This is a genomic window from Microtetraspora sp. NBRC 16547 (assembly GCF_030268965.1).
GTDB lineage: Bacteria > Actinomycetota > Actinomycetes > Streptosporangiales > Streptosporangiaceae > Microtetraspora.
The window spans coordinates 280,629-299,009 of sequence record NZ_BSSE01000002.1 but is presented as its reverse complement, the minus strand read 5'-3'; the positions used below and the strand labels follow the sequence as shown (position 1 = coordinate 299,009).

15 protein-coding genes are annotated in these 18,381 nt (G+C 70.0%); 9 read left to right on the top strand and 6 right to left on the bottom strand.

The window, feature by feature from the left end; genetic code table 11:
- Positions 1-44 precede the first annotated feature (44 nt).
- The gene (gene aceE / locus QSK17_RS04100) at positions 45-2,573 is read left to right on the top strand and encodes a pyruvate dehydrogenase (acetyl-transferring), homodimeric type (protein WP_285703017.1); all 2,529 of its coding nucleotides are present in this window, start codon (positions 45-47) and stop codon (positions 2,571-2,573) included.
- Positions 2,574-2,615: 42 nt separating this feature from the next.
- Here the strand turns inward: aceE and QSK17_RS04095 are convergent, their stop codons facing one another.
- Entirely contained in the window at positions 2,616-3,299 is a 684-nt protein-coding gene (locus tag QSK17_RS04095) for a TetR family transcriptional regulator (protein ID WP_285703016.1), read from the bottom strand.
- Positions 3,300-3,391: 92 nt separating this feature from the next.
- Between QSK17_RS04095 and QSK17_RS04090 the strand changes: the two genes are divergently transcribed.
- The 5 genes from QSK17_RS04090 (at position 3,392) to QSK17_RS04070 (ending at position 7,924) form a co-directional block, all read left to right on the top strand.
- Positions 3,392-4,960, top strand: a complete 1,569-nt coding sequence (locus tag QSK17_RS04090; protein WP_285703015.1) for an acyl-CoA carboxylase subunit beta — start codon at positions 3,392-3,394, stop codon at positions 4,958-4,960.
- Positions 4,957-5,169: an acyl-CoA carboxylase subunit epsilon gene (locus QSK17_RS04085; protein WP_285703014.1), complete on the top strand. Its 213-nt coding sequence runs from the start codon at positions 4,957-4,959 to the stop codon at positions 5,167-5,169. Before QSK17_RS04090 ends, QSK17_RS04085 begins: the two co-directional genes overlap by 4 nt.
- A 14-nt stretch (positions 5,170-5,183) precedes the next feature.
- Entirely contained in the window at positions 5,184-6,956 is a 1,773-nt protein-coding gene (locus QSK17_RS04080) for an acetyl/propionyl/methylcrotonyl-CoA carboxylase subunit alpha (protein ID WP_285703252.1), read from the top strand.
- A gap of 213 nt (positions 6,957-7,169) precedes the next feature.
- Positions 7,170-7,511 carry an ArsR/SmtB family transcription factor gene (locus QSK17_RS04075; RefSeq protein WP_285703013.1) on the top strand — a complete coding sequence of 114 codons (342 nt, stop codon included), beginning with the start codon at positions 7,170-7,172 and terminating at the stop codon, positions 7,509-7,511.
- Between the two features lie 245 nt (positions 7,512-7,756).
- Positions 7,757-7,924 carry a DUF3073 domain-containing protein gene (locus tag QSK17_RS04070; RefSeq protein ID WP_502889123.1) on the top strand — a complete coding sequence of 56 codons (168 nt, stop codon included), beginning with the start codon at positions 7,757-7,759 and terminating at the stop codon, positions 7,922-7,924.
- Between the two features lie 166 nt (positions 7,925-8,090).
- Here the strand turns inward: QSK17_RS04070 and QSK17_RS04065 are convergent, their stop codons facing one another.
- The 3 genes from QSK17_RS04065 to QSK17_RS04055 form a co-directional block, all read right to left on the bottom strand.
- A complete protein-coding gene (locus QSK17_RS04065; RefSeq protein WP_285703012.1) occupies positions 8,091-10,217 on the bottom strand; it encodes a DUF222 domain-containing protein in 2,127 nt (708 codons plus the stop codon).
- 902 nt (positions 10,218-11,119) lie between these two features.
- The gene (locus QSK17_RS04060; protein WP_285703011.1) at positions 11,120-11,722 is read right to left on the bottom strand and encodes a DUF4232 domain-containing protein; all 603 of its coding nucleotides are present in this window, start codon (positions 11,720-11,722) and stop codon (positions 11,120-11,122) included.
- Between the two features lie 446 nt (positions 11,723-12,168).
- Positions 12,169-13,329 carry a pyridoxal phosphate-dependent aminotransferase gene (locus QSK17_RS04055; protein ID WP_285703010.1) on the bottom strand — a complete coding sequence of 387 codons (1,161 nt, stop codon included), beginning with the start codon at positions 13,327-13,329 and terminating at the stop codon, positions 12,169-12,171.
- 257 nt (positions 13,330-13,586) lie between these two features.
- Here QSK17_RS04055 and QSK17_RS04050 point away from each other — a divergent pair, with 257 nt between their 5' ends.
- The 3 genes from QSK17_RS04050 (at position 13,587) to QSK17_RS04040 (ending at position 15,483) form a co-directional block, all read left to right on the top strand.
- The gene (locus tag QSK17_RS04050; RefSeq protein ID WP_285703009.1) at positions 13,587-14,402 is read left to right on the top strand and encodes a carbon-nitrogen hydrolase family protein; all 816 of its coding nucleotides are present in this window, start codon (positions 13,587-13,589) and stop codon (positions 14,400-14,402) included.
- A 10-nt stretch (positions 14,403-14,412) separates the two neighbouring features.
- Entirely contained in the window at positions 14,413-14,871 is a 459-nt protein-coding gene (locus tag QSK17_RS04045; protein WP_285703008.1) for a hypothetical protein, read from the top strand.
- A gap of 171 nt (positions 14,872-15,042) precedes the next feature.
- Complete coding sequence (locus QSK17_RS04040) at positions 15,043-15,483, top strand: hypothetical protein (RefSeq protein ID WP_285703007.1); 441 nt, start codon at positions 15,043-15,045, stop codon at positions 15,481-15,483.
- On the opposite strand, the gene QSK17_RS04035 is transcribed toward QSK17_RS04040, so the two are convergent.
- Positions 15,462-16,949, bottom strand: coding sequence for a carboxyl transferase domain-containing protein (locus tag QSK17_RS04035; protein ID WP_285703006.1), 1,488 nt, complete (start codon positions 16,947-16,949; stop codon positions 15,462-15,464). The two genes, QSK17_RS04040 and QSK17_RS04035, sit on opposite strands and share 22 nt — an antisense overlap.
- Positions 16,946-18,154: a CaiB/BaiF CoA transferase family protein gene (locus QSK17_RS04030; protein ID WP_285703005.1), complete on the bottom strand. Its 1,209-nt coding sequence runs from the start codon at positions 18,152-18,154 to the stop codon at positions 16,946-16,948. The genes QSK17_RS04035 and QSK17_RS04030 overlap by 4 nt, the downstream gene beginning before the upstream one ends.
- Between the last annotated feature and the right edge of the window lie 227 nt (positions 18,155-18,381).

Genomic DNA, 18,381 nt, shown 5'->3' with positions numbered 1-18,381 from the left:
TGATCGAATGATCGGATGATTGGTATTCCCCAGGAGGCGTTGCCATGGCACTGTGGGACCAGATCCCCGACGTGGATCCAGAGGAAACGGCCGAATGGCACGAGTCTCTGGATGCGCTCGTACGGGAGGCGGGCCCCGAACGGGCTCGCTATCTGATGGGGCGGCTGCTCGACACGATCGGCAGGCCGCCCGTTCCCTACCTCAACACCGTTCCCACCAGTGAGGAGCCGCCGTACCCAGGCGACCTGGCGATCGAGGAGCGCATCGCGGCCTACGACCGGTGGAACGCCGCCGCGATGGTGACGAGGGGCAGCAAGCTCGGCCTCGGCGGCCACATATCCACCTACGCCTCGGCCGCCTGGCTGTACGAGGTGGGTTTCAACCACTTCTTCCACGGCACCGACGACCAGGTCTACTTCCAGGGCCACGCCTCGCCGGGAATCTACGCGCGAGCGTTCCTGGAAGGGCGGCTGACCGAGGCGCAGCTCGACCGGTTCCGCCGGGAGGCGGGCGGGGGAGGCCTCCCGTCCTATCCGCATCCGCGGTCCATGCCGGACTTCTGGCAGTTCCCGACCGTTTCGATGGGACTGGGCCCGCTGAACGCGATCTACCAGGCCAGGTTCAACCGCTATCTCGCGGCCCGGGGGATCAAGGACACCTCGCGCGGCCACGTGTGGGCCTTCCTCGGCGACGGCGAGATGGATGAGCCGGAGGCCACGGCCGCGCTCACCCTGGCGGCCAGGGAAGGGCTCGACAACCTCACCTTCGTCATCAACTGCAACCTCCAACGGCTCGACGGCCCCGTACGCGGCAACACCCGCGTCGTGCAGGAACTCGAAGGCGTCTTCCGGGGTGCGGGCTGGCACGTCGTCAAGGCGCTGTGGGGCGAGGAATGGGACGGCCTGCTCGCCCGCGACATCGGCGGCCTGCTCGCCGCCCGGTTGGGCGAGGTGCCCGACGGGCAGTTCCAGACCTATGCCGCCTCCAGTGGCGCCTACATCAGGGAGCGCCTGTTCCAGGGGCTGGAGAGCCTGGCGGCGCCGTACAGCGACGAGGATCTCGAACGCATCGTCGGCGGATCGCGGGCGGGACACGAGCCTCGCAAGGTCCACGCCGCCTACCGCGCGGCCCTGGAGCACCGCGACGGCCCCACGGTGATCCTGGTGCAGACCGTCAAGGGGTGGACGCTCGGCTCCGGCTTCGAGTCGCGGAACGCCAACCACCAGATGAAGAAGCTCACCCAGGACGAGTTCCGGGCCATGCGGGACCGCCTCGACCTTCCCGTCCCCGACTCGGCGCTGGAGGGCGAACTGCCGCCCTACCTGCACGCCGGACCGGAGGAGCGGCGTTACCTCGCCGAACGGCGGAACGCGCTCGGCGGTCCCGTGCCCCGGCGCACCGCGACGTACGCCCCTGTGCCGCCTGCCCCGGACCGGCCGTTCGAGGCGCTCGCCAAGGGCGGCGGCACCATCGCCACGACGATGGCCTTCGTCCGCCTGGTGAAAGACCTGATGCGGGTGCCCGAGAGCGGGCAGCGCTGGGTGCCGATCGTCCCCGACGAGGCCCGCACGTTCGGCATGGAGTCGCTCTTCCCCACGGCGAAGATCTATTCGCCGCTCGGCCAGAGGTACGACGCGGTCGACCGGGAGCTGCTCCTGTCGTACAAGGAGTCGGCGTCCGGGCAGATCCTGAACGAGGGCATCACCGAGGCGGGCTGCATGGCGAGCTTCACCGCCGCCGCCACCAGCTATGCCACGCACGGCGAGCCGGTGATCCCGTTCTACATCTTCTATTCGATGTTCGGCTGGCAGCGCACGGCCGACCAGATGTGGGCGCTCGCCGACCAGATGGGCCGCGGGTTCCTGATCGGCGCGACCGCGGGCCGCACCACCATGACGGGGGAGGGGCTACAGCACGCCGACGGCCATTCGCAGCTACTCGCCTCGGTGAACCCGGCCTGCCTCAGCTACGACCCGGCCTTCGCCTACGAGATCGGCGTGATCGTCCGGGAGGGCCTGCGCCGGATGTACGGCCCGGCGGGGGAGGACATCTTCTACTACCTCACCGTCTACAACGAGCCGCAGCCCCAGCCGTCGATGCCCGAGGGCGTCGAGGAGGGCATCCTGCGCGGCATCTACCGGTACTCCGCCGGAGGCGGCCAGGCCCAGATCCTCGCCAGCGGCACCGCCGTGCACTGGGCCCTGGAAGCGCAGCGACTGCTCGCCGACGACTGGGGCGTGGGCGTCGACGTCTGGTCGGTCACCTCGTGGAGCGAGCTGCGCCGTGAGGCGATGGCCGCGGAGCGGGAGCGCGTGCCGTACGTCACTGGAGCCCTGGCCGGGGCGGACGGGCCGGTGGTGGCGGTGAGCGACTGGATGCGGGCCGTCCCCGACCAGATCAGGCCCTGGGTCACCCAGGACTGGGTGTCGCTCGGCACCGACGGGTTCGGCCTGTCGGACACGAGGGAGGCGGCGCGCCGGCACTTCGGCGTGGACGCGCACGCGATCACCGTGGCCGTGCTCCGGGCGCTGAAGCCCGAGCTCGCCGAGGAGGCGGCCCACCGGTACGCCTGAACACCGGGGGTTCCCGGCGTCGTCGGCTCGCGGTGGCCGTTGTTACCGCGAGCCGAGGTGCGCCCGGATGGCGTCCAAGACGGCGTCCGGGTCGGCCGAGCGCGGGAAGGTCGCCACGACGACCTGGTCGCCGCCGTTGCGCGGCCTCTCCAGGTTCTCCAGGTGGCGGAACGTCCTGATGATGTACTGCAGGGCGTGGTCGAGCGGCTCGAACGGGGCGTACGACCCGCCCGCGCGCAGCCAGCCGCGGAGCACCTGGTTGTGCGCGGCCACGACGGAGGAGGCCATGAGCTCGGCGCGGAGCGCGGCGTCGGGCGACCCGGCCAGCCAGTCACCGACGTACTCGCGGAACAGCCGCTGGTAGCGCGCGACGCTGACGATCTCGCGGTCGCGCAGCGCGGGCACCCGGCCGACCAGGCGGTAGCGCCGCAGCGACACCTCGGCGTCCTCGACGTAGTGCGCGAGCACGATGCGGACGGCGTCGCACACCGCCACGATCGCGGTGTCGGCGGTCGACGCCCTCAGGCGGGCGTCCACCTTCGCGAGCAGCGCGTCGTGATCCGGGAAGATCACGTCGTCCTTGGACCGGTAGTACCTGAAGAAGGTGCTGCGACTCACACCCGCGCGGGCCGCGATGTCGTCGACGGTGGTCTCGTCGTAGCCGCGCTCGTTGAAGAGCTGAATCGCCGCGTCGGCGAGGCGCTGGCTGGTGGGCGATCGTGGCATCGAGCCATTCTCCCGGATTCGCTGGCCTTGTCGGTCGTCTTGGTACTGAGTATCGTACGACTGAAACTCAGTCTCAAGAGGTGTGGTGATCAATGGATCTGCACAGTACGGCGGGCAAGCTCGCCCAGCTCGAAGATCGCCGCGATGAGGCCGTACGGGTCGGATCCACCGGACGGGCGGCCGAGAAGCGGCACGCCGAGGGCAAGCTCAGCGCCCGGGAACGGATCGAGCGGCTGCTGGACGAGGGATCGTTCGTCGAGCTGGACGGGCTCGCCAAGCACCGCAGCACCGCGTTCGGGCTGGAGCGCAACCGCGTCCCGGGCGACGGCGTCATCACCGGCTACGGGACGATCGACGGCCGGCACGTGTGCGTCTTCGCGCAGGACTTCACCTTCCTCGGCGGTAGCCTCGGAGAGGTGTACGGCGAGAAGATCTGCAAGGTCATGGACCTCGCCGTGAAGACCGGATCCCCGATCATCGGCATCAACGAGGGCGCCGGGGCGCGCATCCAGGAGGGCGTCGTCTCGCTCGGCCTGTACGGCGAGATCTTCCGGCGCAACGTGCACGCCTCCGGCGTGATCCCCCAGATCTCCCTGATCATGGGAGCCTGCGCGGGCGGCCACGTGTATTCGCCCGCGCTCACCGACTTCACCGTCATGGTCGACCAGACCTCGCACATGTTCGTCACCGGCCCCGAGGTCATCAAGACCGTCACCGGTGAGGACGTGACCTTCGAGGAGCTCGGCGGCGCCCACACCCACAATGCCAAGAGCGGCAACGCCCACTACCTGGCCCACGACGAGGACGACGCGCTGGAGTACGTCAAGGCGCTGCTGTCCTACCTCCCCCAGAACAACCTGGACGACCCCCCGGCCATCGGCGAGGAGGCCGACCTCCAGATCGGCGAGGTCGACCTGGCGCTCGACACGCTCGTGCCCGACTCGGCCAACCAGCCGTACGACATGCGGATCGTCATCGAGTCCCTCCTCGACGACGGCGACTTCCTGGAAGTGCAGGCGCTGTTCGCGCCCAACATCATCATCGGCTTCGGGCGGATGGAGGGCCGGCCGGTCGGCGTGGTCGCCAACCAGCCCATGCAGTTCGCCGGGACCCTCGACATCAACGCCTCGGAGAAGGCCGCGCGCTTCGTGCGTACCTGTGACGCGTTCAACATCCCCGTGCTCACGCTCGTCGACGTCCCCGGGTTCCTGCCCGGCACCGATCAGGAGTGGAACGGCATCATCCGCCGCGGCGCCAAGCTCCTCTACGCCTACGCCGAGGCCACCGTCCCGCTGATCACCGTGATCACCCGCAAGGCGTACGGCGGCGCCTACGACGTGATGGGGTCCAAGCACCTCGGTGCCGACCTCAACCTCGCCTGGCCGACCGCGCAGATCGCCGTGATGGGCGCCCAGGGCGCGGTCAACATCCTCTACCGCAAGGAGCTCGCCGCGACCGACGACCCCGAGGCGCTGCGTGCCAAACTGGTCACGGAGTACGAGGACACACTGGCCAACCCCTACCAGGCGGCCGAGCGCGGCTACGTCGACGCGGTGATCGCCCCCCGTGAGACCCGGCGGGAGATCGTCCGCTCGCTGCGGCTGCTGCGCGGCAAGCGGGAGGGGCTGCCGCCCAAGAAGCACGGGAACATCCCGCTGTGAGCGAGCTACGCGTCATCAAGGGCGAGCCATCTCCGGAGGAGCTCGCCGCGTTGGTCATGGTGGTCGCCGCCCGCACGGCGGCCGCCCCGGCCCCCGTGCCCACCCCGCAACGTCGCTGGGCCGCCCGTCACCACATGCTGCGCCGGCCCGTCGTCGCCAGTCACGGAGGCTGGCGCGACTCGAGCTGGAAGCTTGGAGGACTTCAGTGAGCAACTCTCCCGTCCTGCGTAAGGTGCTCGTCGCCAACCGCGGAGAGATCGCCGTACGCGTCGTCCGCGCGTGCAAGGACGCCGGAATCGGCAGCGTGGCGGTCTACGCCGACCCGGACCGCGACGCCCTTTTCGTACGGATGGCCGACGAGGCGTACGCGCTCGGCGGGGCCACCCCGGCGGAGACCTACCTCGACATCGAGAAGATCCTCGACGTCGCCCGCCGTACCGGCACGGACGGCGTGCACCCCGGGTACGGCTTCCTCGCCGAGAACGCCGCCTTCGCGCAGGCGGTCATCGACGCCGGCCTCGTCTGGATCGGCCCCCCGCCCGCCGCCATCGAGGCCCTCGGCGACAAGGTGCAGGCCCGGCACATCGCCCAGAAGGTGGGGGCGCCGCTGGTCGCCGGGACCAGCGACCCGGTGTCCGGCGCCGACGAGGTCGTGGCCTTCGCGCGGGAGCACGGACTGCCCATCGCCATCAAGGCGGCCTACGGCGGCGGCGGGCGTGGGCTGAAGGTCGCCCGCACCCTGGAGGAGATCCCCGAACTCTACGAGTCGGCCGTCCGCGAGGCCGTCACCGCCTTCGGGCGCGGCGAGTGCTTCGTCGAGCGCTACCTGGACCGTCCCCGCCACGTGGAGACCCAGTGCCTGGCCGACCGGCACGGCAACGTGGTCGTGGTCAGCACCCGTGACTGCTCGCTGCAGCGCCGCCACCAGAAGCTCGTCGAGGAGGCCCCGGCCCCCTTCCTCTCCCGTAAGCAGCTTGCGGTGCTGTACGACTCCTCCAAGGCGATCCTGCGCGAGGCGGGCTACGTCGGAGCCGGGACCTGCGAGTTCCTCGTCGGTCAGGACGGCACGATCTCGTTCCTGGAGGTCAACACGCGGCTGCAGGTCGAGCACCCGGTCAGCGAGGAGGTCACCGGCATCGACCTGGTCCGGGAGATGTTCCGGATCGCCTGCGGCGAGGAGCTCGGCTACAAGGACCCCAAGGTGCAGGGGCACTCGATCGAGTTCAGGATCAACGCCGAGGACCCGGGCCGCGGCTTCCTGCCCGCGCCGGGCACGATCACCCGCTGGCACGCGCCCTCCGGCCCCGGCGTACGGCTCGACGCAGGGTACGACCAGGGCGAGACGGTCCCGGGATCCTTCGACTCCCTGGTCGCCAAGCTCATCGTCACCGGGCGGGACCGCACGCAGGCGCTGGAGCGCTCGCGCCGGGCGCTGGCGGAGTTCGTCGTCGAGGGCATGCCGACCGTGGTGCCCTTCCACCGGGTCGTGGTCGACGACCCCGCGTTCATCGGCAGGGGCAAGGCGTTCGACGTCCACACCCGCTGGATCGAGACCGAGTTCGTCAACACGATCCCGCCGTATGCCGGAGACACCGGGGACGCCGGGACCGCCGAGCCCGCCGCCGTCGAGCGCATCACCGTCGAGGTCGGCGGCAAGCGCCTGGAGGTCGTCCTTCCCGCCGGGTTCGGGGCGTCCGGTGCCGCCGCGGCGGCGCGGCCGAACGGCGGAAAGCCGAAGCGCGGGGGCGGTTCCCGGAAGCCGGGCGGCGCCGCGGCGAGCGGTGACGCGCTGACGTCGCCCATGCAGGGGACGATCGTCAAGGTGGCCGTCGAGGACGGCGCGGTCGTCGCCGAGGGTGACGTCATCGTGGTGCTCGAGGCGATGAAGATGGAGCAGCCGCTCACCGCCCACAAGGCGGGCACCATCGCCGGGCTGTCCGCCCAGGTCGGCGCGGGTGTCACCGCCGGGTCCACGATCTGCGAGATCAAGGATTAGGTCGTGTCTGACGACAGCCGCCCGTGGCGGGCGAGCGGTTGTCGTGGGACTTGAAGAAGTTTTCAATTGGCTACCATGGTGTGTGACGATTTCTCGTTGTCAGCTCGATCCGCACCAGGGAACGGAGACGTGCATGCGTGACGTCGCCGGGCCGCGCACACCACGCCGGGTGGCCCCGCCGCCGGGCGCGGCCGGCCGTAGGGGGAGGTGCTGATGCCCGTTCCCCTCTACCAGGCGAAGGCCGAGTTCTTCCGCACGCTCGGTCATCCCGTACGGATCCGGGTCCTGGAACTGCTTCAAGACGGCCCGCTCCCGGTGCGCGACCTGCTCGCCGGGATCGAGGTGGAGGCGTCCAACCTGTCGCAGCAACTAGCCGTACTGCGGCGAGCGGGTATCGTGACCTCGACGCGTGAGGGATCTACCGTCGTTTACGCGCTGAGCAGCAAGGACGTCGCCGATCTGCTGCGGGCGGCGAGGCGGATTCTGACCGACATGATCGCGGGCCAGGGGGAGCTGCTGGCGGAGCTGCGGGAGGCGGAGCATACGCGGCCCTGACGACCTCGGGCCGACACGTCGTACGGCAGGCGCGGCCGGGACACACTCGTCGAGGTGCCGGCGGTGACAGTGGCAAGCCGTGGTTCTCTGTGGTGTGACCTCGGGGGACTCGGATCCCGCCGGCACAAGCCGTACGCAATGGGCAGAAGATCTATGTCCCAGGGCCGGACGGTGTGGGAAATTGCATAATTCTTCAAATGATAGAGAATAGGGCGAAGCACGGCCTGTGTGAGGGAGGACGATCAATGGGGCGGGGTCGGGCCAAGGCGAAGCAGACGAAGGTGGCTCGCCAGCTCAAATACGCCAACCACAACATGGATCTCGAGCGGCTGCGCCAAGACCTCGGTGTCGGCGACGAGCCCGTACGCGATGACGAGACCGATGTTCCCGGCGACGGCACGGGTCAGGCGTAGGCGTGGAGAAAGACCGGTCCCTTCGTGGGGCCGGTCTTTCCGCTTTTCCGGACCCCTGCCGGGGTTCCTGCCCCACCCTCTTCTCTGCCGTCCTCCCCGATCGGTCGTGTGACGTTCTGATGGGGCGGGCTGGCTGATGGGGCGGGCTGGGCCTGCGCCCGCATGATCAGTCCGTGCGCATGCGTGCGCCTCGGGGGCCGATGTAGGTGAATGCCCATCGGTTGTCGCCGACGCGGTGGAGTTGGTAGCGGTCGGGGTGTTGGTAGCGGTCGCGGTTGTGGAATTGGCAGGTGGGGCCGAGGTTGTCGAGGTCGGTGGCGCCTGCGTCGCTCCAGTTTTGGACGTGGTCGATCTGGCAGAGGTGGGCGGGTAGGTGGCAGTCGTCGACCATGCAGGTGGCGTAGCGGGCGAGGATGGCTCGCCGCTGTGTTCTGGTGGCGCGGCGGACGGTGCGTCCGACGTCCAGGATCCGTCCTTCGGCGTTCATGACCAGGCGGGTGAGGCTGGAGGTGGAGGCCAGGCGGTGGATGTCGGTGATGGGGAGGAACTGCCCGGTGGCCAGCAGCAGTCCGGGCAGCGTCCGGCCCGAGATCAGCCCGCCAGGGGTCACCCAGTCAGACACCCGCCCGCTCCGCGTCGAGCGTCGCCTACTGTGTGGCCCACTCGCCGTCTCCCGTGACGAGCTTCGCCCATCCCGCGATGTACTCGCTGTATCCCGCGATGGGCCGCCCGTGGCTTGCGCCCAGTCTCGTCCGTCTGCTGTCGCGCACGCTTCATCCAGGGTCGTGCCACGACCTTTGCCGGACGGCCTGCGTTCCTGCCCGGGCGTGTTCCGCCCGCTTGCGGACGGCTCCCGCTCGCGCCGTGGTTTGTCCGGCTCTTGTCGTGGCGTGGGCGGCTCATCTGTGTCTGATGTCGAGGCTGTAGCGGGAGGTCCGCTCTCGGTCCTGGCGCCAGCCGCACTCGCGGCCGTGGTGGTTGCGCCGCTGAGGTGAGCAGCCGTGCCACGCGTCTGGGTGTCATCGGCGGCCGAGTCGCCAACGGCTGCCGCTGCCCCATCGGTGGCCGCCTCTTGGCCGGTCGTCTTTCCGGCAGCCGTGTCTCGGTCCGCCGCATCCTGCGGCGCAGCCGTGCCTTGCATGGCGGCGCCCTGCCTGGCGGTGTGCTGCCCGCTCTGGGCGTGGTCAGCACTCTCCCGGGCTGCCGCGCCCTGGGTGGTGGTGGTGCCGTGGCCGGCTTCCTCGCAGTCGGCGCTCTCGCGGGCAGCGGTGTTCTCGCGGGCTGCCATGTCTTGTGCGCCGCTGGCCTGGGCGGCTGTGTCGCGGGCAGCCCCCTGCGAGCCGATGCTGTCGTGGTCGGCACTGTCCGGGGCTGCCACGTCCTGCGTGGCCGCCTCTTGCGCGTCGGTGCCACGGCCGGGGGTGCCGTGGTCGGGGGCCGCGATGTCGTGCGTGGCCGCCTCTTGCGTGTCGGTGCCCTGGGCGGGGGTGTCGTGGGCTGGGGTGCGCTGGGCCGGGGTGTCGTGGCTGGGGGCTGCCGGTGGGTCGTCGGGGAGGGACTCGGCGTTGATCAGAACCAGCAACTCGGTGCCGATCTGGTGTTCCAGCAGCGCGATCAGCGTGTCGGCATTCCGCACCCGCAGCGGCCGGTCATCACCCTCGGCCTTGGGCTTGGCATACGCATCCAGCAACGCCCGAAGCCGCGCGCCCGCCTCCCGGGGCAACCGGAACTCCCCCTCCAGGCCGCCGGTGGAGCTTTCCCGCACAAGCAGGAAACGCTGCCGGTAGTCGGCCTCGGCGTCATCGGCCTCCCCATCAGGGTTCAGCACCGCGTGCAGGTAGCGGCCGGCCCGGGCGATCTCCGCCGGAGTCGCCTGCTCGGCGAGCGTGAGGAGGATCGGCTCGGCCAGCGCGGCCTGCTCATCGGTCAACCGGCCGGTCGCCGCGCAGATCGCCGTCACATACCCCTCCGCCAGGCTGCCGTCGGCGAACCGGGCCCGCACCTCAGGTAGGCGGGCCAGCTCCACCGCGAGCGCCAGCATCCGGCCCGCGCCCGCGACACCCATCCCGGCAGCGGTACGCAGCCAGGACTTGGTGGAGGCATGCCCGCACGCCTTGGCCTCACCGGCGGCATGCACCCGCTCCACCCGCGCCGCGATCGCGGAGATGAGCCGATCCCGCGCGAACAGCAGGTCTTCCGCCTCGGCCAGACACACCCCCGGCGAGTCCGGCACCACCGCCAATGCCAGCGCGGAGGCCGTCTCCCGGACCGAGGCCACCAACGGCCACGACACCCGACCCGACGACACGCCACCACCGGGAGCGGCCTGCTCCTCCGCCGGAGCCTCGCCGTCATCGAAGGTCTCGCCGCTGTCGGACCTTTCATGACCACGAGCGTCTCCACGGTAGGACGCTTCCCGGAAACCGGAAGCACGCTGCTTCTCGGTCGGAGCTTCGTCGGTGTGAAAGGCGTCGCCGTTGGGGGGAGTCTCGCCATAGGCGAAGGCACCTCCACGGTGGGAGGCTTTCCCGCATCCGGAAGCAGGCCGCTGCTCCGCGGCCGGAGCGCCGTTGTGGACGGTGCCGCTGCTCGCAGACGTGGGTGCCGCGCAGTCCTTATCGGGGGCAAGGGCTGAACTGCCATCCGACCCCCAGGACTTCGCCCGCGAGGTGATCTGATCCCACCACTCGGAATCACACGGCCCAGGCGGAGAAGGACGCTCGTCTCGCGAAAAGAACTCCAACGACCCGAAGAACTCCGCCACACCCGCCCCCTCCGCGAATATTCGAACGCGCATCTGAATAATGCCACACTCGAACACGCATTCGCAACGGATTCGCTGCATCAAATGACAGTTTTTTGTAATGATATTTGGAGATATGCCCCTTTTGCTTGTGCGACAGACCATGAGCGTCAGCCCATTGCAGAGATTCGGACTATTTACTGCATTTCTTGGCATTTGCGCAGCTATGGACGCTATACACCTGATGCGCTATTCGGTTTCGAGGCGGAGGTGGTGGCGCGATGTCGGTCCAATGTCGGTCCGCTGGTAGATCTGGCACGGGTTCGAGCCGGCGGGATCACGAATGAGCCGCGGATTCGCCAGCCGGCACGCATGTCTGAGCTGGATGCGAGCGAGATGACGCTTGGGAGGTGATGCAGGGGCGCCTTGAAAGCCCGATCATCAGTCTGAAATCACCGCAAACGGGCCCATGCTGTCACGCCTAGTTTGCCGGTGTTGCCAAGATCTACGTACTGCGGCACTGTCTGCGGGGGCTCTCCGTCGACTGGGGCGATCTCCAGATAGGAGCCGATCGTCGCGGTCACTGTAGGGTCCGTCATCGTATTCCTCCAGACCAGACCCGCCACCGCCTTTTCGCCGGGTTTCAACGTCACCGACATAGGCTTGGTGTCGTACCCGTCGATAAGGGCAATGGACGATGTCCCATTGCCGACCTTGACATCGAGTGGTCTCCGGTCGGGATCAAGGACGCGGATGGACGGAAAACCTTTCACGCGGTAGCGGTGGTCCCCGCAGTTGACCATCTCAATGCTGAGTGCACGAAGCCCCATAGCGGCGTCGACCTCTCCCGTCGTGATGACGACACCCGATTCGGGACAGGGCGGAGCAGTCTGGGCGGTAGAGGAAAGCGTGGGATCCGGCTTCGGGGGCGGCCCCTTCGAGCGTGAGACCTTCGCCGATGGCGACACCACGCAGGCGGTGAGCAGGGTGCTCGCCGTAAGCAACCCAGCGTAAAGAGCGAGTCCGCGACGATTCCCAGCCAACATCGAGCTCATGCACTAATCATTCTCTAACTCACCTTTAGCCGTGACATTTCGGGATTGATGGGACGCGGCACGGTCTTCACAGGATCCGGGCTCCCCTTCACGGGCTCCGGGCTCCCCGAGGGCGGGATCGGCGTCGCCGCGGACACAGCCCTCACCCTGAAGCTCTGCGGTCGACGAGCGGAGAGCGGAGAGCGGAGCGGAGGTGGGTGGTTGTGGAGGCGCGCGTAGGACCGTGCCATGTACCACCGCGCCCGCGAAGGCCGCGACAGCGGCATCACCGGAGGCCCGCTATCACGGCGCGCCGGAACAACCACCCACCGCAGCGCAGCAACCCACACCCACACCCACGGCGAACAAGGCGAACAAGGCGAACGACACGCTGCCCCGAAGGCGGGAGCGTGAGCAGTTAATCCGAAATCGCCTGGATTAACGCGAACAGTGCGAAGGCGTTCAGCTCAAAGGCGTTTGAGGCGGTCGACGGCCTCGTCGATGACCTCGTCACGCTTGCAGAAGGCGAACCGCACGTACCGGGCGCCGTACTCGGGGTGATCGTAGAAGACCTGGGTGGGGATGGCGACGACACCGGCGCGTTCAGGGAGCTGCCGCGTGAAGGCGAGCCCGTCGTCGAAGCCCAGCGACCGGATGTCGGCCTGGATGAAGTACGTCCCGGCCGACCGGAGCACCTCGAAGCCGCTGGAGGCCAGCCCCGCCGCCAGCCTGTCGCGCTTCGCGGAGAGGGACGCACGCTGGGCCGCCACCCATTCCATCTCGTGCCGCAGACCGTACGCGACCGCGAGCTGCCAGGGGGCGCCGGAGGTGAAGGTCATGAACTGCTTGACCGCCTGAACCGCGCTCACCAGGGTGTACGGCGCGCAGACCCAGCCGATCTTCCAGCCGGTCACGGAGAAGGTCTTGCCCGCGGAGGAGATGGTCACGGTCCGTTCCCGCATGCCGGGGAACGTCGCGAGCGGGAGATGCTCGACACCGTCGAAGGTCAGGTGCTCGTAGACCTCGTCGGTGATCGCGATCAGGTCGTGCTCCTCGCACAGACGCGCGATGGAGGCGAGTTCCTCGCGGGTGAACACCGTCCCGGTCGGATTGTGCGGCGAATTGACGAGGATCGCCCGGGTGCGCGGCCCCACGGCGGCGGCCAGCTCGCCCGGATCGAACGTGAACCTCCCGGCGTCCACGCGCAGCGGCACGGGGACGCGGGCGGCTCCCGCGAGGGCGATCGCGGCGGCGTAGGAGTCGTAGTAAGGCTCGAAGACGATCACCTCATCGCCCGGCTCGCACAGCGCGAGCACCGTCGCCGCGATGGCCTCGGTGGCGCCGACCGTGACCAGCACCTCGCCGTCGGGGTCGTAGTCGAGACCGTAGCCGTCCTTCTGGTGCTCGGACACCGCCTGGCGGAGCTCCGGGATTCCGGGTCCCGGCGGGTACTGGTTGAGGCCGCCGCGGATCGCCTCCACGGCCCGCTCCAGCATCGCCTCGGGTCCGTCGGTGTCCGGGAAGCCCTGTCCCAGATTGATCGAACCGGTCTCGACCGCCAGTCTCGTCATGGTCGCGAAGACGGTCGTCCCGAACTCCCGCATCCGTGCCACCAGAGGCTCTCTCACGCTCGTAATCTACCGGTTGACCGCGCCGAGGTGCTCCGGACGATGACGGCAGACGTGATCCACCACGCCCCCGGTCCCGGATCGCCGAGATCGATGCTCTCCGCCGGCGCTGGTGGCCGGCCGGCTACCGGTACGGCCCGCTGGAGTGGGTCCGGCGCCGCCTCATACGGTGCTCGTACCGTGCTCACACCGTGCTCACACGGCGCTCACGGTGCTCGCATGGTGGGAGCCCCCGCCCAACGGGCAGACTGGGAACCGTGACACGCGTAGCCCTGTGCCAGATTCCGATCTCCCGCGACCCGAAGACGAACCTCGAAGCCGTGCGCGAGGCACTGGCCGAGGCCCGGGACGCCGAGCTGGCGGTGTTCCCCGAAGCCACGCTGACCCGTTTCGGCCGGGACGTCACCGAGGCCGCCGAGCCGCTGGACGGCCCGTTCGTGACAGGACTGCTGGAGGCGGCGCGCGAGTTCCGGACCGCGATCATCGCCGGGACGTTCGAGCCGGGGGACGGCCGCGTGCGCAACACGGCCGTCGCGATCTCCGAGGAGGGCGAGCTCAAGGCCGCCTACCGGAAGATCCACCTCTTCGACTCGTTCGGGGCCCGCGAGTCCGACCTGGTCGTCGCCGGTGACGTCCCCGTGGTCGTGGAGCTCGCCGGACTCAGGATCGGGCTGATCACCTGCTACGACGTCCGCTTCCCCGAGCTGGCCAGGGCGCTGGTGGACGCCGGGGCGGACACGTTCGCGGTCATCGCCGCGTGGGGGTCCGGGCCGATGAAGGAGGAGCACTGGGCGACCCTGGTCCGGGCCCGCGCCATCGAGAACACCACGTGGACGATCGCGGTCGGCCAGGCTCCCAACCCGTCCGCCTCCGACGGGTTCGGCGTCGGCCGGAGCATGCTGGTCGATCCCCTCGGCGTCGTACGGCACGACCTCGGGCCGGGGCGTGCCGTACAGACGGGGGAGATCGACCTGGCGCTCGGCGCGCAGGTACGCGACACGGTTCCCGTGCTACGGCACCGGCGGCCGGACATTTTCTCCCGCCCCGCCGGCGCGGCGGTCACCGGATCGTAAACTGTCGGTCATGACCGAGCCGGGACACAGGACGTCGATGCAGAAGGTGATCCCGCCGCGGCTGCTCGTGCCCTACCTGTCGGGGAAGCGGACGATCATCTCCGGGTACGTGTACCGCGTGCGGGACTGCGGCCGGCTGACCACGCCGACGGCGCTCGTCGGCGCCCTCGACCTGGAGTTCGAGGGGTCGGACCTGGTGCCAGGGGTGCCCGAGCTGTACATCATGCGGTGGCAGGCGCGCGACACCGACACCTACGTGGTCCCGTACGGCCCGCACATGGGCGGCGACTGGAGCGATGCAACGCCGTTCACCGGGAACGGGTTCACCGCGTCCAGGGACAGCGTCGTGCCGCAGTTCCACACGATGCCGATGCCGATCCCGGCCGGGGCGGAGATCATCCACCTGACGAAGGCCGGGGAACGCGTCTTCGCCCGGTACGACGGCCTGTCCTGGCAACCGGCCTCGTGACCGCACGCGTGACCGGCCTCGTGACAGGACGCATGATCCGCCGCCTTACCGGACGCGTTACCGGACGCGTGACCGACCGCGTGCACGGCACACCGGGGCCGCGCCGGGGCATCCTGCACGGCGTCACGGCGACAGAGCAGGATTCACCACGACTTCGGAGCGGGGCACGGCATGAGTGACATCGAGCCGGTCGGGCTGGGCTTCGTGGCCGGCCATCGCGGCCAGACGTACGCCGCGGCCGTCGGCCCGGACAGCGACGACGTGGTCCTGTTCAGCGAGTCGCCGGAAAACGGCTTCACCCAGGCCGCGGGGTACTGGCGGCGCCAGGTGTCCCGCGCCGACCTGGAGTGGCTGACCCTGCTCCGCACGGTCGGCGCGTACGGCGGCGAGCCCTGCCTGGTCCTGGACGAGGACGACACCGGCGACGTGGCCGGCCTGCACATCGCGTACACCGGGCACAGCGGCGTGAAGGCCGAGGCGCTGGGCTACTGGCTGGTGGACCACGGCGCCTACGAGGTCGTCGTGCCGCGCGACGAGGTCCAGTCGATTCGGGTGGAACGGGTTCCCATCCCCACGGGGGTCGGCGGGGATCAGGAGCCCAGCGACCGGTAGCGGGCGAGCCGCGCGGCCATGCGGTCCGCGGGAGGCCGGGCGAGCAGGTCCGCGATCTCGTATTCGAGCGCCCCGGCCACCCTGCGGCAGAACGCCTCCGGCTCGTAGGCCGCGTCCGGCCGTTCGGCGACGATCCGGTCGACGACGCCGTCACGTTTCAGGTCGGCCGCGCGCACGCCCTGCGCGGCGGCGATCTCGGGTGCGAAGTCCACCGTCCGGTAGAGGATGGCCGACGCGCCCTCGGGTGGCAGCGGCGACAGCCAGCCGTGCTGGGCGCAGATCACCCGGTCGGCGGGCAGCAGCGCCAACGCCGCGCCGCCCGCACCCTCGCCGAGCAGCAGGCAGACCGTGGGCGCGTCCAGCATGATGAGATCGGCCAGGCAGCGGGCGATCTCGGCGGCGAGCCCGCCCTCCTCGGCCGCCTTGGACAGCGCCGCGCCCGCCGTGTCGATCACCGTGACCAGCGGGAGGCCGAGCTCGGAGGCGAGGCGCATGCCGCGCCGCGCCACCCTCAGCCCCGCCGGGCCGAGCGGCCCTCCGGCCCGCAGGCGCCGCCGGTCCTGGCCGAGCACGACGGCGGGCACCGTGCCGAAGCGGGCGAGCGCGAGCAGCATGCCCGGGTCGTTCTCGCCCACGCCGGTGCCGTTCAGGGGGGTGACGTCGGAGGCGGCCAGCTTGAGCAGGCCGCGCGCGCCGGGACGGTCGTCGCGGCGGGAACGCGTGATCGCCTCCCATGCCTCGGCCTCCTCAGCGGTCTCCTCCGGCTCCGCCGGACGTGCCAGGCCCTTCCTGGGGGCGCAGAGGACGGAGAGGGCGCGGATGGCGATCTCCCTCGCGTCCTCGGCGGAGACGACCGCGTCCACCAGGCCGTGGGCGTACAGGTTCTCCGACACCTGCACGCCTTCGGGGAACGGGTAGCCGTACAGCGATTCGAAGACGCGCGGGCCGAGGAACCCGATGAGCGCGCCGGGCTCCGCCGCCGTCACGTGGCCGAGCGACCCCCATGAGGCGAGCACGCCGCCGGTGGTCGGGTGGCGCAGGTAGACGACGTACGGCAGGCCGGCGGCGCGGTGGGCCGCGACGGCCGCGGTGATCTTCGCCATCTGGGCGAAGGCGAGCGCCCCTTCCTGCATCCGGGTGCCGCCGCTGGCGGGGGCGGCGAGCAGCGGCAGCCTCTCGGCGGTGGCGCGCTCGACCGCGCGGGTCAGGCGTTCGGCGGCGGCCACCCCGATCGACCCGGCCAGGAACGAGAACTCGCAGACCGCGACGGCGACGCGGCGGCCGTCGAGCGTGCCCACCCCCGTGATCACGGATTCGTCGTAGCCGGTGCGCTCCCGGGCCGCCCGGAGTTCCTCGGCGTACGGGGAGCCGGGCTCGGCCGGGTCGGCGGGCGGCTCGTCCCACGACTTCCACGAGCCGGGGTCGAGCACCCGGCTGATCAGAGCCCGGGCGTCCGGCCTCGTCATCGGCGTCGCTCACTCTCGGGCGAGCGTTCGGACTCGCTCTCACGCGCACGGAGCCAGCCGAGCACCGCGTCGTTGTCCTGTCCCAGCAGGGGCGGCGCGACATGGCGGCGCGGGTGCTCCTCGCCGGATCCCGCGTCCCCGAAGCGCAGGGGCGGGCCGGGCAGCTCGATCGGCCCGAGCACGGGGTGGTCCACCTCGACGAGCAGTCCCTGCGACCTGACCTGGTCCCAGGCGTACACCTCGTCGATGGTGCGGATGGCGCCCGCGGGGATGCCGAGCTCACCCAGGGCGGCGAGCCAGTGCGCCCGGTCGTGCTGGGCGAGGGCCTTCTCCAGGTCGCCGATCAGCTCGTCGCGGTGTGCGAACCGCTGCCGGTTGTTCGCGTATTTCGGGGTGTCGGGGTCGATGCCGAGCAGGGTGGCGACCTTGCGCCACTGGCCCTCGTTGGCGACCGCGATCTGGATCATGCCGTCGGCGCAGCGGAAGGCGCCGTAGGGCGCGATGGATGCGTGGTGGTTCCCGGCGGCCTTCGGCACCTGGCCGCCGACCGTCCAGGCGGTGCCGTGGTAGGCGTGCACGCCGACGACCGAGGCGAGCAGGGACGTTCGCACGACCTTGCCCTTGCCTGTCCTCTCACGCTCGTAGAGCGCGGCGACGACACCGTACGCCCCGTGGATGCCGCCGAGCAGGTCCGCGATCGAGGCGCCCACGCGGTACGGCTCGTCCGCGGACGGCCCGGTGAGCGACATGAGGCCGGCCTCGCCCTGGGCGATCTGGTCGTAGCCGGGACGGCCGCCCTCGGGACCGTCGTGCCCGAACCCGGTGATCGACAGGACGACGAGGCGGGGGTTGAGCTCGTGCAGCCGCTCCACCGGGAAGCCGAGCCGGTCGAGGACGCCGGTGCGGAAGTTCTCGATCAGCACGTCGCTCTGCCGTACGAGCCGCTCGATGAGTTCCTTGCCCTCGGTGGTCTTCATGTCGACCGTGACGGACTGCTTGTTGCGGTTGGCCGCAAGGAAGTATGTGGATATGTCGTGATCTGGGCCAACGAACGGCGGCCCCCACCCGCGCGACTCGTCCCCCGACGACGGATGTTCCACCTTGATCACATGGGCGCCCAGGTCGCCGAGCATCTGACCGGCGTGCGGCCCGGCCAGCGCCCGGGACAGGTCCAGAACGACGATGTCATCCAGCGGTCCCCGCAAGATCGTCCTCCCATGCGGCTCAGGTGTTACCGCTAGCCTGCCAGGTCTTCTCATCGAAGGAACTGGCAGGTCATGCCAACCGCACCCCCTTGGAACGATCATTCCGGAGCCCCTGTCTTCACGATTGCCAGATTCCGCGATAAACGCACATAATTTCGACGAGAACCTCGCACGACCCCACGGTCGCGACGTCTGCCGCGCCCGCGACGTGCGGCGAGCACACCGAG

Coding starts and splice junctions, on each gene's coding strand:
- QSK17_RS04045 (WP_285703008.1), top strand. CDS start 14,413: ATGACCGAGCCGGGACACAGGACGTCGATGCAGAAGGTGATCCCGCCG.
- QSK17_RS04040 (WP_285703007.1), top strand. CDS start 15,043: ATGAGTGACATCGAGCCGGTCGGGCTGGGCTTCGTGGCCGGCCATCGC.
- QSK17_RS04070 (WP_502889123.1), top strand. CDS start 7,757: ATGGGGCGGGGTCGGGCCAAGGCGAAGCAGACGAAGGTGGCTCGCCAG.
- QSK17_RS04035 (WP_285703006.1), bottom strand. CDS start 16,949: ATGACGAGGCCGGACGCCCGGGCTCTGATCAGCCGGGTGCTCGACCCC.
- aceE (WP_285703017.1), top strand. CDS start 45: ATGGCACTGTGGGACCAGATCCCCGACGTGGATCCAGAGGAAACGGCC.
- QSK17_RS04075 (WP_285703013.1), top strand. CDS start 7,170: ATGCCCGTTCCCCTCTACCAGGCGAAGGCCGAGTTCTTCCGCACGCTC.
- QSK17_RS04090 (WP_285703015.1), top strand. CDS start 3,392: ATGGATCTGCACAGTACGGCGGGCAAGCTCGCCCAGCTCGAAGATCGC.
- QSK17_RS04095 (WP_285703016.1), bottom strand. CDS start 3,299: ATGCCACGATCGCCCACCAGCCAGCGCCTCGCCGACGCGGCGATTCAG.
- QSK17_RS04060 (WP_285703011.1), bottom strand. CDS start 11,722: ATGAGCTCGATGTTGGCTGGGAATCGTCGCGGACTCGCTCTTTACGCT.